This is a genomic window from Pseudomonas sp. dw_358, from assembly GCF_018449655.1.
Taxonomy (GTDB): domain Bacteria; phylum Pseudomonadota; class Gammaproteobacteria; order Pseudomonadales; family Pseudomonadaceae; genus Aquipseudomonas.
The window spans coordinates 14,562-28,088 of the sequence record NZ_JAAVUX010000002.1 but is presented as its reverse complement, the minus strand read 5'-3'; the positions used below and the strand labels follow the sequence as shown (position 1 = coordinate 28,088).

Sequence of the window (13,527 nt, the reverse complement as noted above, 5' to 3'; positions counted from 1 at the left end):
GGCGGATGGCCTGCGCCTGATGCTGGCCGCATTGCCGCTGGAGGTGTTGCATGCCGATGACGGGTTGTCGCGCTTTCTCGATGCCTTCGAACAGGCCAACCCAGGCTGCCAGTTGGGCCTGCAACTGGCTGGTGAAGACGTTGGCCCGGCGCGGCGGGCCATGGTCCAGCGTTGTGACGGCGTGCGTCAGTGTGCCCTGCGCGAAGGGGCTTCGCGGGTGTGTATGGGTTGCCGCGAGCGGGGGCAGCATCGGCGCGTCTGTCGCCTGGGGGATGGCACCGAAGCCACTGCTGCGTTGCTGCTCGACACCCCCCGAGCGGCCGGGCGCGGCCTGGTCCGTCTGCTGGAAGACAGCGCTCGCGGGGTCGATGTGGCGGCCCAGGTGCTGCGTCACAAGCGCAGCCAGCAGCGCAAGCAGGCGACGTTTCAGCACGGCGCCCTGGCCCGGGAGCTGCACGATTCGGTGGCGCAACAGCTGGGTTATCTTTCGTTCCAGGCCAGCCTGTTGCAAGGCCGCCTCAACGAACCGGCCCAGGCCACGGCCATGCTCGGCGAACTGCGTGCTGCCCTTGGCCAATTGCAGCGCCAGGTCCGCGAGCTGATCACCAGCGCCCGCCTGACCATGGACGGACGCTCGCTGCGCCAGGCGCTGGCCGACTCGGTGGCGGAGTTTTCCCGACGCTGCATCATCGTCTTCGAGCTGGACAACCGCCTGGCCGACGACGCCCTGAACCCGGAAACCGAATTGCAGATTTTGCAGATCATCCGCGAAGCCCTGGCCAATGTCGTCCGCCACTCCCACGCCCGGCATGTGCGCATTGAATTGCGCCAGGGCCGCGACGGCAGTGTCTCGGTCACGGTTCAGGACGACGGCATCGGCCTGGGTCCGGCCTCGGTGGAAGACAACCACTACGGCCTGGCGATCATTCGCGAACGCGCCTCCAGCATCGGCGCGCGCTTGACCCTGGACAGTGTCGAACCCCATGGCGCTCGGGTGCACTTGAGCCTGGCCGCCGCCCATGCCGAGCCTCACGCAGACCCCTCACGGAGCCAACAGGATGAGCAGCACCACCTTATTGCTGATCGATGACCATCCGCTGTTTCGCAAAGGCCTGGCGCAGCTGTTTTCCGCCAGCGACGACTTCGACGTCATCGGCCAGGCCGCCAGCGGCCGCGAAGGCATCGAACTGGCCGTGAGCCTGGCGCCGGAACTGGTCTTGCTCGACCTGCACATGCCCGGCCTGAGCGGCTTGCAGGTGCTGGACGAATTGCGCCAGTTGCAGCTCGGCTGCCAGGTGGTAGTGCTCACCGCGTCCATGGACCGCAGTGAACTGCTCAGCGCCCTGCGCCTGGGTGCCAGCGGCTACGTGCTCAAAGAAACCGAGCCGGACGCGCTGCTCTGCTACATGCGCAACTGCAGCAAGGGCGCCATTGTGTTGGACGACAGCCTGGTCTCGCTGCTGGCCGAACAGGGCGCGCCGCAGGTGTCCCTGGAAGACACCGGCCTCACCGATCGCGAAAGCCAGACCTTGGCACTGATCGCCGCCGGCATGAGCAACAAACAGATCGGCCGCGAGCTGGGCATCAGCGACGGCACGGTAAAAATCTATGTGAAGAACCTGCTGCAAAAACTCCACCTGCGCTCGCGCCTGGAATTGGCGGCCTGGGTGCATCGTGCCGCTTCCCAACACCCCGAGCGGCGTCATTGATGGCCTCCGTCGAAGGCGCCGACGCCTGGCCGGTGGCGCTGGTGCAGCTGGACGATGACGGCTGGGTACGCCAGGCCAACCGTGCCTGGGTGCGGATGATGGGGCAGACCTGCGAGCAGTGCAGCCTGGCCGAATGGGTGCATCAGGAAGACCGCTCTTTGTGGCAGCGGGCCTTGCAGGAAGTGCGTGCGCGCGAGGACCTGTCCTTTAATCAGCGCCTGCGCTTCGTCCACCCGGAAGGTGGCCTGCGCTGGCTGGACGTCAGCCTGGCGCGCGGCGAGGCAGGCTTCTATCTGTCCGCCCAGGACGCAAGTGCCCACAAGCGCCGGGAAATTGCCCTGCAGGCCAGCCAGCGCAGCGCCCTCAGCCTGCTGCACAGCATGCCCGGGCTGATCTATCGCGGCCGCAATAACCGCGACTGGACCATGGAGTTCGTCAGCGCCGGCTGCCTGGCCCTGACCGGCCACCCGGCCGAACGCTTGACGGACAGCCATGACTTCACTTATGCCCATCTGATCCACCCGGCCGACGCCGACTACGTCTGGCGCGAGGTGCAATACGCCCTGGCCCGGCGCCAGCCCTATGAACTGTGGTACCGCATCTGTTGCGCTGATGGCGGGCTCAAGGATGTGTGGGAGAAGGGGGTGGGAATCTATTCGGATACGGGGGAGGTGCTGGGCGTGGAGGGGGCGATTTTCGAGGTGGTGAATTTGCCGGGGGGTGGGGGGTAGGTTTTGGCTGCCACCGCACGCACAGGCGGCCGGTGACAGCCACGACCGGGAACCGAAAGAAGCGTCACTCCCCAAAGAAAATAAAATTCTGCGTCCCCAGCTCATACGACCCTTCCAGCACCCGAAACCCGTTGCCGTGCTTCTTCGCCTCGGCCGCCGCCTCGGCTGCCGTGGCGTAAACACCGACCAACAGCCAGGGGCTGTCCTGGAGCACACCCCAGCCCAGCACCCAGCCTTCGCTTTCCGGGTCTTTTTTCAGGTTTTTGCCGGTTTTTACGTCTGCCATCGTGGTGTTCCTCAAGGGGGAGGGGGCGGATGATAGCCAAAACTTACCCCATCCCCAACAACCGCAAACACTGCATCAACGCCGGCGACCCATCCCCCGCCCGATAACTCACCACGATCGGCGACGTCGCGCTGCTGTCCAGCAAAGGCGTATAGCCGATGTCATCACGATGCAGCCGCTGCACCGAGGCCGGTACCAGGGTGATGCCGATGCCTGCCGCCACCAGGCCGATGGCCGTCTGCAATTCGTTGACGGTCTGCACCACCTGGATATTCAGGCCGACCTTGGCGAACACCCCCAGCACATGGTCGGCGTAGCTCGGGCGCGGGCTGCCGGGGTAGAGAACAAAGGGCTCGGCGGCCAGTTGCTGGAGTGTGGCGGGGGCGGCCAACAGGGGGTGGCCGGTGGGCAGGGCGGCCACCAGCGGGTCTTCGCGCAGGACTTTCTGGATGATGGCCGTATCGTCGAACAGCAGGCGGCCGAAGCCGATGTCGATGCGCCCGCTTTTCAGGGCTTCGATCTGCTGCAGGGTGATCAGCTCGGACAGGCCCAGTTCGACATCGCCCAGGCTGCGCAGGCTGCGGATCAGGTCCGGCAGCGCACCGTACAGGGTCGAGGGAGCGAAGCCGATGCCCAGCCAGCGCTTGCTGCCGGCAGCGACACGGCGCGTGTCTTCGCAGACGCGTCCCAGTTGCGCCAACAGCTGGCTGGAGTGTTCGTGGAAGAAACGCCCCGCCTCGGTCAGGCGCAAGGGCCGGGTGCGTTCCAGCAAGGCGACACCGAGCTCCTCCTCCAACTGTTGGATCTGCCGGCTCAGGGGCGGCTGGGCGATGTTCAGCTGTTCGGCGGCGCGGGTAAAGTTCAGGGTCTGGGCCAGCACCCTGAAATAACGTAAATGGCGAAGCTCCACAAACCCTCCACGATACCTCACAGGTATCAAGCCAGACCCAATCAATATTGGACTGGCGCCCACCCCGGGGTCAATCTGGACTCAAGCACAAACCAATAGACGGACAAGCCCATGACGGCCACCATCGAACATTTCGATACCCAGATCGTCGATCTGCCTACCATCCGCCCCCACAAGCTGGCCATGCACACCCTGCGGGGCCAGACCTTGGTGATCCTGCGCATCCGCTGCAGCGACGGCATCGTCGGTGTTGGCGAGGCCACCACCATCGGCGGCCTGGCCTATGCCGGGGAAAGCCCGGAAAGCATCAAGGTCAACCTCGACAAATGGTTCGCGCCGCTGTTGATCGGCCAGGACGCCAGTAACGTCAACGCCGCCATGCAGCGGGTCGACCGCGCCATCCGCGACAACACCTTCGCCCGCAGTGCCGTGGAAACCGCGCTGCTGGATGCCCAGGGCAAACGCCTCGGGCTGCCAGTGGCCGAGGTGTTGGGCGGGCGGGTGCGGGACGGCATCGAAGTGGCCTGGACCCTGGCCAGCGGCGATACCGCCAAGGACATCGAAGAAGCGGAGCGCATGCTCGACCTGCGCCGCCACCGCCACTTCAAGCTGAAGATCGGCAGCCGCGAACCCTCGGTTGATATTGCTCACGTGGCCGCGATCAAACGCGCCCTGGGCGACCGTGCCAGCGTGCGGGTCGACATCAACCAGGCTTGGAGCGAGGCGGTGGCGATCAATGCCTGCCGGCGCCTGGCCGATGTCGGTGTCGAGTTGGTGGAGCAGCCCCTGTCGCGTTTCGACCGGGCCGGCATGGCGCGCCTGAGTGCCCACAGTCCGATCCCGCTGATGGCCGATGAAGCGATCGAGTCGGTGCAGAGCAGTTTCGCTTTGGCGCAAATGGCGGCCGCGTCGATCTTTGCCTTGAAAATTGCCAAGACCGGTGGCCCGCTGGCGGTCCTGCGCACGGCGGCCATCGCCCAGGCTGCCGGTATCGGCCTCTACGGCGGGACCATGCTCGAAGGCAGCATCGGCACCCTGGCCTCGGCCCATGCCTTCGCCACGCTGGACAAGCTGGAATGGCACACCGAGCTGTTCGGCCCGCTGTTGCTGACCGAAGACATCCTGGTCGAGCCACCGGTGTACCGCGACTTCCAGCTGATGATTCCCAAGGCCCCGGGCCTGGGGCTGGAGCTGGACCCCGAGCGTCTGGCGCGCTTTGCCCGCCGCTGAACGAAGAAGACCAAAAAGGAAATCCCCACCATGCTTTTTCACGTGCACATGACGGTCAAGCTGCCCCCCGACATGCCGGCCGAGCAGGCCAACAAACTGAAGGCCGACGAGAAGGAATTGGCTCAGCGCCTGCAACAGGTAGGCACCTGGCGCCATCTCTGGCGGCTGGCCGGGCTCTACGCCAATGTCAGCGTCTTCGACGTGGCCGATAACCAGGCGCTGCACGACACTCTGATGCAGCTGCCGCTGTACCCCTACATGGAGATCGAAGTGACGCCGATGTGTCGGCACCCCTCGTCGATCCACGCCGACGACCGCTGAGCCCTGCCGCTGTCCATAAGCTGTCTACAAGAACAATGATGAGGACGACACCATGACCATTCGTATTTCCCAGACCGCCGACATCCAGAAATTCTTTGAAGGTGCCGCCGGTTTTGACCAGCCCAAGGGCAGCGCGCGCATGAAAAATGTCGTGCACCGGGTGCTGACAGACGCCATCAAGATCATCGAAGACCTTGAGGTGACCCCGGAAGAGTTCTGGAAAGCCGTCAACTACCTCAACGAGCTGGGCAGCCGCCAGGAGGCCGGATTGCTGGTGGCCGGCCTGGGGCTGGAACACTACCTCGACCTGCTGATGGACGCCGAAGACAAAGCTGCCGGCCACGCCCCCGGCACCCCGCGTACCATCGAAGGCCCGCTGTACGTGGCCGGGGCGCCGGTGTGCCAGCACGAAGCGCGGCTCGATGACGGCCAGGACCCCGGCACCCTGCTGTACATGCGCGGCCAGGTGCGCGATACCGAGGGCGAGCCGGTGGCCAATGCCATGGTCGATGTGTGGCACGCCAACACCGGTGGCACCTACTCGTACTTCGATCCGTCCCAGTCGGCGTTCAACCTGCGCCGGCGCATTCAGACGGACGCCGAGGGCCGTTATCGCATCCAGAGCATCGTGCCCTCGGGCTACGGCTGCCCGCCGGACGGTCCGACCCAGGCCTTGCTCGATCAGCTCGGCCGCCACGGCCAACGTCCGGCGCACATCCACTTCTTCATCTCGGCACCTGGCCATCGGCACCTGACCACGCAGATCAACCTCGAGGGCGATGAATACCTGCACGACGATTTTGCCTACGCGACCCGCGATGAGCTGATTGCGCCGATTCATTTCACTGAGGGCCCGGACGGCCGCTACGCGACCATCAATTTTGACTTTGTGCTGCAGCCTGCCGCGCTGCCCGGCGAAGAGGGCCGGCTTGAGCGGGCGAGGGCGCTGGAGGTCTGAGTCCACTGCTGTTGCTGAGCCGCCTGCTCGAGCCTTCCCCTGGGAAGCCCTCGGGCGGGCTTCAGTCGTTTTCGCCCCGAACAATAATAAAGAGACGCCCCCCCTTCGAGCATGGCCGGGCTGGGCTCGGCTATGCTTTTCGACGATAACCACTATGGCCCGGGCCCTTGAAAATTTAACAATGGTTGTCAGAAAACAGGAGCACTATTCCAACCCCGCCAAGGTCAACGCAGAGGTACAACAATGAAGCCCTCGCTTATCAGCCGTTATGCCGTACTGTTTGTCTGTGCCGTGAGTTGTTTTGTCTCGTTGTTCTTTCTGGTCCACACCGAGTGGGCCTTGCCGCTGTTTCTGGTCACCGCTGCGCTGTGCATCGTCGGCCTGTACGACTTGAATCAGGTGCATCACTCGATCACCCGCAACTACCCGATCATGGGGCATGCCCGTTTTCTCATCGAATTCATCCGCCCGGAAATCCGTCAGTACCTGCTGGAAGGCGACGATGAGCGCCTGCCATTTTCCCGCGCTCAGCGCTCGCTGGTGTATGCCCGATCCAAGAACGAAAGTGCGGAAAAGGCCTTTGGTACCCTGGCCGATGTGTACAAACCGGGCTTCGAGTTCATCGGCCATTCCATGCTGCCGGTGGCCACCCCCGACCCCGTGGGCTTTCGCGTCAGCGTCGGCGGGCCGCAGTGCACCCTGCCGTATTCGGCGTCGGTGTTCAACATCTCCGCCATGAGCTTCGGCGCCCTGAGCGCCAACGCGATCCGCGCCCTGAACCAAGGGGCGAAGATGGGCAATTTCGCCCATGACACCGGCGAGGGCAGCATCAGCCCGTATCACCGGGAAAAAGGCGGCGACCTGATCTGGGAGATCGGCAGTGGCTACTTCGGCTGTCGTACCAGCGACGGGCGCTTCGACCCGGAGCGCTTTCGCGAGCAGGCCCGCTCCGACCAGGTGCGCATGGTCGAAATCAAGCTCAGCCAGGGCGCCAAGCCGGGCCATGGCGGGATCCTGCCCAAGCACAAGGTCACCGAGGAAATCGCCGCCACCCGGGGCGTGGGCATGGGCGAGGACTGCGTGTCGCCGGCGCGCCACAGCGAGTTTTCCACACCGCTTGAGCTGCTGGATTTCGTCCAGCGCCTGCGTCAGTTATCCGGCGGCAAGCCGGTGGGCTTCAAGCTGTGCATCGGTCACCCTTGGGAGTTCATGAGCATCGGCCGGGCGATGCTGGCCACCGGCATCCTGCCGGACTTCATCGTGGTGGACGGCAAGGAAGGCGGCACGGGCGCTGCGCCCCGTGAGTTCACCGATAACATTGGCATGCCCATGCGCGAAGGCCTGTTGCTGGTGCATAACACACTGGTCGGCCTGGGCCTGCGTGAGCAGATCCGCCTGGGCGCCAGTGGCAAGATCACCAGTGCGTTCGACATTGCCTGTGTGTTGGCGCTGGGCGCCGATTGGGTGAACGCCGCGCGGGGCTTCATGTTTGCCATTGGCTGTGTGCAGTCGCAAAGCTGTCACACCAACAAGTGCCCAACGGGCGTAGCCACCCAGGACCCTCTGCGTCAGCGAGCGCTGGTGGTGCATGACAAGGCCGAGCGGGTTTATCACTTTCATCGCAACACCCTGGTGGCGTTGGCGGAAATGCTGGCAGCAGCCGGGTTGCATCATCCTTCGGAACTGGAGGCGCGGCACTTGGTGCGGCGCGTGACCACCAGCGAGATTCGATTGTTTTCCCAAGTGCATACGTTTTTGAAGCCGGGGGAGTTGCTGGATGGCAGTTCGACCAGCGAGTTTTATCTGCGGATGTGGCGGATGGCTGACGCGGCGAGTTTTGATGCGGTGCCGGCGGTCCATGCGACGGAGCGGGCGAGCAGTTCGGTCGTGCCGGCAAAGACGACAGTGGCGCAGGATGATGTGCCGGTGTAAAGCAACGCTGCGGGAGGCCGGACGCCGTCCGGCTTTTGATCAATGCCTGGCAAGGGTCAATGATGGGGTCGCTCCAAGGCGACTTTCAAGGCCTGGAACAGGCGCTGTCAAAGGTTGAAAGTTGGTAAATATCATTCAGACGTCCCGCGCGATGAGGGTGACTTCGTCGACTACGATTCTGGCAGCCGCCGATTGATGAGTTCAATCGATGCCCGATCCGTAGGAGGTGCCCATGAAAGAAGCGAAAGTGTATGTCTATCGAAGTGTCAACTTTGACGGTCATGTGTATGTGAAGGTGGTGGGGGCGCCGGCGGGGCAAGCGTGCCATGTCACACTGTATCAAGACACTCGGGAAGTGGCCTCTGCCAGCGGGGCAGCGGCGGTCTTCAAGGGCCGCAGGGAAGGGTGTTATCGCGCGGTGGCCCGCTTGACTGCCCGCGACGGTCAGACCACGGCCTTGGAGTCCCGTGAGATACAGGCACGTTATTTCCCCCTGCTGCCGGATGCGCCAGCGGCGGCCACCACCCAAGTGGTCCAGGGCGTTTCAAGGCGCTACGACGGTGTCACTGAATATTACTTGCAGATCAAATTTCACACGGAACATGGCCTGGGACGATTGATGGCAGGCGGCACGACTCGGCTGCCGTTATTTCACCGCGTGACAGACCAGGCCGTTGTGACCAGGATTGTGAGCAACCCACTGTTGGGCGACCTGCTGGCGGCCACTTACCGTATTGACCCTCACTGCACATTCGATGAGATGGTCAACATTGCAACCGAGTTGGAACGCCTTGACGAGGTGGTTTATTGCTGTGTGATGCCGGATACCACCGGGTTGCCGGCACCTGAGCTGCCGGCACTTGAGCCGGGTTTCCAGGCGCCTGCGGTCGAAAAACAGTCCTTGGATGCAACGACGCCCATTTTTTGGCCGCTGCAAACCTATTTATGGCCCAGCGACAACACGACCAAGGGGATGAATGTAACTGCCGCCTGGGTATCGGGCGAGGTGGGCAATGCGGCAACGGTCCGCCACCTTGATTTCGGCGTGTACCGCAACCATGAGGACTTGAAAGAAAACATGACCGTGGTGCATAGCCGAGCCGAAACCGAGGATTGCAACCACGGCACGGCGTCGGCGGGGTGCATTGTGGCGGGCAACAATAGCGTGGGGGTCATGGGGATCGCCCACGGCTGCGATTTCTATTTCTACGACACCGGCGACCTGCCCCTGATCCTCCGAGATGCGATGCCGGGCGATATCGTGAGTCTGGATATTCAATTTACGTCGGGTGGTTCACGTCTGCCTGCCATCGACAGCCGGGGATGGTGGGATCAAATTCACGCGCTGACCCAGCAGGGCGTGGTGGTGATCATGGCGGCGGCGAACGGCGGCCTTGATCTGAGCGTCGAGGCCGGCCACATGAATCAGTTTGGCGACAGCGGCGGGATATTGATCGGCTCCTGTTCTCATCGGAGTGGCCGAAAGCATGGTTCTTCCAACTACAACCATCCAACTTCATGGATCAATTCGTGGGGTGACTCGAGCGTCGTGACTACCGGCTATGGTTCGCTGCAGCGAACGCCGGGAACGGATCGCAATTATTCTCGTGACTATTCAGGTACCTCAAGCGCGACGCCACTGTGCGCGGGCGCGCTGGCTCTGATCCAGTCGCACTCCATTGAAACCTACGGTATTTACCTGAATGCCTTCGGTCTACGCACCCTCATCCAGATGACCGGTGAGGCTGAAGGGGTGGCTGAAAAGATCGGTCATCGGCCAAATGTCTTCGCGGCGATGAGCATGTTGGCGACGTGGTTCGGCCCTCCGTGAGATTCTGTTCGTCACCGGTCCGGGATCAAGACCGACGGCCTAAAGCACCGCCCCCGGCATCGAGTTCGACGGCGTGTCCTTGCGCCGGGTCAAGCGCTTGCCCCACTGCATACCCTTGAGCTCCACATACTTGTAGGTCACTACCGAAACCCCCAGCACCACCGCCATCTGCAACAGCACCACGCCGTTGTCCAGCCAGACACTGTGAGTCGAGATGTACTTCATCATGTTCGGCATGTCATGCCCCTGCAGCGTTTCTGTCAGGTCGGTGTGCAGCAGCTTGGACAGGACAATCACAGCGCTCTTGAACACAAAAAGTACCGCCGCATGCGTCATGTAAATAGAAAACGACAACGTCCCCAACGCGATGAATACCCGATGCTGCAAAAACCGGGAAATAACCCCTCGTTCGAATGAGAACGCCAGAATCAAGACACAGAACAACACGCTGGCATAGATGCCCTTGTGGTCAACCGAGGACACCAGCAGCCGGTACGCCCCCAGCACCAGGGCAATCTCCAGCAGGTTGAAGTCAAGGGCCCGCAGCTCACTGTCTTTGATCTTGTCGTAGACAACATACAGCACCGCCCCGGCAAAGAAACACGATGCGCCGCGGAAGATTTCGGTTTTGAACAGACTCTCGCCATGCCACAGGGTAATGAATGACACCAGCGACACCACGGCAAACACTTTGACTTTATTGCCCCTGGCCAGAACCGCCATCAAACCAAATACCAGGTACAGGTAATACTCGATGCTGATGCTCCACGACGGGTAATTAAAAGAGCCGGTGATCGTGGTGTTCAGCCAGGACTGCAACAGCAGGGCGTTGGGCAGGAGTTCCTGCGAAGCCGTTGGGCCACTGAAGGCCGGCTCGTTGAAGCTGAAGCCTTTGAGCTCTGCCAGCTTGCGCCCCCCTTCCAAGATCAGGAAAACCACGAGCATGAACAGGTGCAAGGGGAAAATACGCGCCGTGCGGCTGATAAAGAAATCTTTGTATTGCACGGTATTGTTCAAGCGCTGACGGTAAGTATGGAAGAGGACAAACCCACTCAAGATAAAAAAGAATTCGACCATCAGGAACGAGTTTTTAAAGAACTCGAGTTCCGCGATACTTTGCACGACATAGGTATGAAACAACACCACCGACAGGGCACACAGGCCACGAAAACTGTCGAGCACGACGAATCTTTTCATTGATCTTTCCCTGAGCTTTTGTCTGACGGCGAAGCGTATTTCGGGGGCGGGTTGCCGCGGCCAGCCCATGCGCCAAAGGGTGCGAAATCCAGTGGGCGCGTTGAAACTCGACGCATAGTGGCGCCTTGCCCAAAGGGCGGCAAATGAAGCCCGACAAACGGACTTGACCACCGCGGGAGCGGAAGGTGCGGCCGATAAATACATTCGGATGGATGTCAAAAATATTTTTTCGTAATCAAATTCATATAAAACAATGAGTTACATATCATAAGTGAAAGCTTTGTCAGCATGACGTCAAAAAATCCGACATTCGACCGCCCCCCTGTGTTGACTTCGGTCCTGAATCCGCCCTTAAATTGCTCCATGGATGATGAACGGAATTTTATCCTCGTGTGCGGGCTCTCCAGCCGCACCCCATGGACAATCGGTATCTCCTGCCGACCATCGATAGATTGACTCGATGTTTTGTTTTCCTGTTTCGCCCTGGGCGAACCCCTGAGGGTGGCTGCTTGATCGCTGCCGTCGCGGCGCAGTGGTGATAACAAGATGTCGAAGTTCTGTTGATTTCTACCGCCAAGCCAATGAGGCACCCCCGCCATGAACGATTCAACGCCTTTCAAACGCACCGTAGTGTTTGTGGACGGTTATTCATCTCGCGAAGTCATTCTTGAGGCGCAACTCTCCACCCCGCTGGCCACCGAATCGGTATTTAGCGCGCCGTTGGAGTTGATCCATGCGGCCGCCATAAATGTTGGCGACAAAGAAATGACGCAAATGAACGTGTTGCCGCTTCGCGCGCTATAACACGTTGTATTTGTTAAAAAGCATTTTGTAATTTTTTGTAAAAAAATTTTTGAACTTGAACCCGAACCTTTCGTCAGAGCCATTGACCGATGCGAGTTCACGCCGCTCGTCTGGCAAATGGCCATTATCGTCGGTTCGGTTCACCTGAGTACCGGGTAATGCGTCACACTGGTACACCTGTGACCCACGTCAATGCTCGCCAGGAGGCCATCTGTGCAGCACTGCGGCACTGGGTATGGACTCAAGCAGATGTCTTGTTGCGCGATACCCTGCAAGGAAAGAGGGCCGGCACTTCGGCACGCAAGCGCCCACACCCACAACTTTGAAGTTTGAAGGTTCATCATGCACAGATCATCGATTACCCGAGTTGGCATTAGTGGCACCGGCATGATTTCGTTGGCGCTCGTCAGGATGATTGCCAAGCATTACGACGATATTCAAATCACTCGCATCCTGACCCGTCGACCGCTGGATACCTTGCACGACTTCCCCCTCAGTTCGGTATTGACCCAGTCTCTGAATGAACTGGTCGACCATGCCGACCTGATCATCGAATGCAGTGGCGACGTCTGCCACGGTACTGAAGTCATCGAACGCGCCTTCGCCGCAGGTTTGAAGGTCATTACGATCAATGCCGAACTGCAGGTCACTACCGGTTCTTACCTGGCCGGCAAGGGTTTCATCACCGAAGCCGAAGGCGATCAGCCGGGCTCGCTGGCAGCGCTGCACGAAGAAGCCAAGATGATGGGTTTCACCCCGTTGGTGTACGGGAACATGAAGGGCTACCTGAATCACAATCCCAATGCTGCGGACATGGCCTATTGGTCCGAGAAGCAAGGCACCAGCGTCGACCAGACCATCTCGTTCACCGATGGCACCAAGGTGCAGATCGAACAGGTGCTGGTGGGCAACGGCCTGGGTGCGACCATCACCCGTCAGGGGCTGGAAGGTCTGGGTTCCACTGATTTGATGGCCAGCGGCAACGAACTGGGCAAGATCGCGGACGACCACGGCCACCCGATCGTCGACTACATCCTGCCCAAAGGGTATTCCGCGGGCGGCGTTTTCCTGGTCGGTCGCCACGACGAAGAGCAGACCCGCGCCATCGAGTACTTCAAATTGGGTGCCGGCCCTTATTACACGCTGTTGCGGCCCTTCCACCTGTGCTCGCTGGAAGTCGGCAAGACCCTGCGCCGTGTCATCAATGGCGGCGGCGTATTGCTGAACAACTCCACCACCCCGACCCTGGGCGTGGCCGCACTGGCCAAGCATGCGCTCAAGGTCGGCGATCGCATTGCCCGTGGCATCGGTGGCTATCAGGTCCGTGGCGAGGCAGTGTTGATCGAGCGTCAGCCGGATCACGTGCCCATCGGCATGCTCAACAACGCAGTGCTGCGCCGCGCGGTGGAACCTGGCCAGGTGCTGACGTTCGACGACGTTGAGATCCCTCACAGCCGCGCGCTGGAGATCGTTCTGCAGCAACGCCAGTTCCCGCACATCATTGTCCCGGCAGCGCAGGAAGTTCGCGTCTGAAGGCCAGTGGTTGCATGAAAACCCCGCTTGCGGGGTTTTTTGCGTTTGGGCGTTCGGCGTGGCAAGGTCGATGGCCTCCCTGCTT

Annotated in this window: 14 protein-coding genes; 10 read left to right on the top strand and 4 right to left on the bottom strand. The window is 61.2% G+C overall.

Annotated elements, in window-relative coordinates; translation table 11 throughout:
• Positions 1-19 precede the first annotated feature (19 nt).
• Genes HB675_RS03625 through HB675_RS03615 form a run of 3 tightly spaced genes read left to right on the top strand, consistent with a single transcriptional unit; the run spans position 20 to position 2,440 of the window.
• Complete coding sequence (locus HB675_RS03625) at positions 20-1,090, top strand: ATP-binding protein (RefSeq protein WP_256737470.1); 1,071 nt, start codon at positions 20-22, stop codon at positions 1,088-1,090.
• The gene (locus tag HB675_RS03620) at positions 1,059-1,709 is read left to right on the top strand and encodes a response regulator (RefSeq protein WP_213875764.1); all 651 of its coding nucleotides are present in this window, start codon (positions 1,059-1,061) and stop codon (positions 1,707-1,709) included. The genes HB675_RS03625 and HB675_RS03620 overlap by 32 nt, the downstream gene beginning before the upstream one ends.
• Positions 1,709-2,440 (top strand): PAS domain-containing protein, encoded by a 732-nt coding sequence (locus HB675_RS03615; protein ID WP_213875762.1) that lies wholly within the window; start codon positions 1,709-1,711, stop codon positions 2,438-2,440. Before HB675_RS03620 ends, HB675_RS03615 begins: the two co-directional genes overlap by 1 nt.
• A 64-nt stretch (positions 2,441-2,504) precedes the next feature.
• Here the strand turns inward: HB675_RS03615 and HB675_RS03610 are convergent, their stop codons facing one another.
• Both HB675_RS03610 and HB675_RS03605 read right to left on the bottom strand, forming a co-directional pair.
• A complete protein-coding gene (locus HB675_RS03610) occupies positions 2,505-2,726 on the bottom strand; it encodes a hypothetical protein (protein ID WP_213875760.1) in 222 nt (73 codons plus the stop codon).
• Between the two features lie 43 nt (positions 2,727-2,769).
• A complete protein-coding gene (locus HB675_RS03605) occupies positions 2,770-3,636 on the bottom strand; it encodes a LysR substrate-binding domain-containing protein (RefSeq protein ID WP_213875758.1) in 867 nt (288 codons plus the stop codon).
• A gap of 111 nt (positions 3,637-3,747) precedes the next feature.
• On the opposite strand from HB675_RS03605, the gene HB675_RS03600 reads away from it, so the two are divergent.
• From HB675_RS03600 to HB675_RS03580, 5 genes are all read left to right on the top strand, one after another.
• Complete coding sequence (locus HB675_RS03600; RefSeq protein ID WP_213875756.1) at positions 3,748-4,866, top strand: muconate/chloromuconate family cycloisomerase; 1,119 nt, start codon at positions 3,748-3,750, stop codon at positions 4,864-4,866.
• Positions 4,867-4,896: 30 nt separating this feature from the next.
• Positions 4,897-5,187, top strand: a complete 291-nt coding sequence (catC, locus tag HB675_RS03595) for a muconolactone Delta-isomerase (RefSeq protein WP_213875755.1) — start codon at positions 4,897-4,899, stop codon at positions 5,185-5,187.
• A gap of 52 nt (positions 5,188-5,239) precedes the next feature.
• Positions 5,240-6,145: a catechol 1,2-dioxygenase gene (gene catA, locus HB675_RS03590; RefSeq protein ID WP_213875753.1), complete on the top strand. Its 906-nt coding sequence runs from the start codon at positions 5,240-5,242 to the stop codon at positions 6,143-6,145.
• 243 nt (positions 6,146-6,388) lie between these two features.
• Positions 6,389-8,077, top strand: a complete 1,689-nt coding sequence (locus tag HB675_RS03585; protein WP_213875752.1) for an FMN-binding glutamate synthase family protein — start codon at positions 6,389-6,391, stop codon at positions 8,075-8,077.
• A gap of 232 nt (positions 8,078-8,309) precedes the next feature.
• A complete protein-coding gene (locus tag HB675_RS03580) occupies positions 8,310-9,908 on the top strand; it encodes a S8 family serine peptidase (protein ID WP_213875750.1) in 1,599 nt (532 codons plus the stop codon).
• 39 nt (positions 9,909-9,947) lie between these two features.
• Here HB675_RS03580 and HB675_RS03575 read toward each other — a convergent pair whose 3' ends face one another.
• Together HB675_RS03575 and HB675_RS03570 are read right to left on the bottom strand one after the other, a co-directional pair.
• On the bottom strand, positions 9,948-11,309 hold the full coding sequence (locus HB675_RS03575) for an acyltransferase (RefSeq protein WP_256737461.1): 1,362 nt from the start codon (positions 11,307-11,309) through the stop codon (positions 9,948-9,950).
• An 11-nt stretch (positions 11,310-11,320) separates the two neighbouring features.
• On the bottom strand, positions 11,321-11,704 hold the full coding sequence (locus HB675_RS03570) for a hypothetical protein (protein WP_213875748.1): 384 nt from the start codon (positions 11,702-11,704) through the stop codon (positions 11,321-11,323).
• Between HB675_RS03570 and HB675_RS03565 the strand changes: the two genes are divergently transcribed.
• The gene (locus HB675_RS03565; protein WP_213875746.1) at positions 11,703-11,909 is read left to right on the top strand and encodes a hypothetical protein; all 207 of its coding nucleotides are present in this window, start codon (positions 11,703-11,705) and stop codon (positions 11,907-11,909) included. The two genes, HB675_RS03570 and HB675_RS03565, sit on opposite strands and share 2 nt — an antisense overlap.
• Positions 11,910-12,296: 387 nt before the next feature.
• Positions 12,297-13,442: an NAD(P)-dependent oxidoreductase gene (locus HB675_RS03560; protein WP_213875744.1), complete on the top strand. Its 1,146-nt coding sequence runs from the start codon at positions 12,297-12,299 to the stop codon at positions 13,440-13,442.
• Positions 13,443-13,527 lie beyond the last annotated feature (85 nt).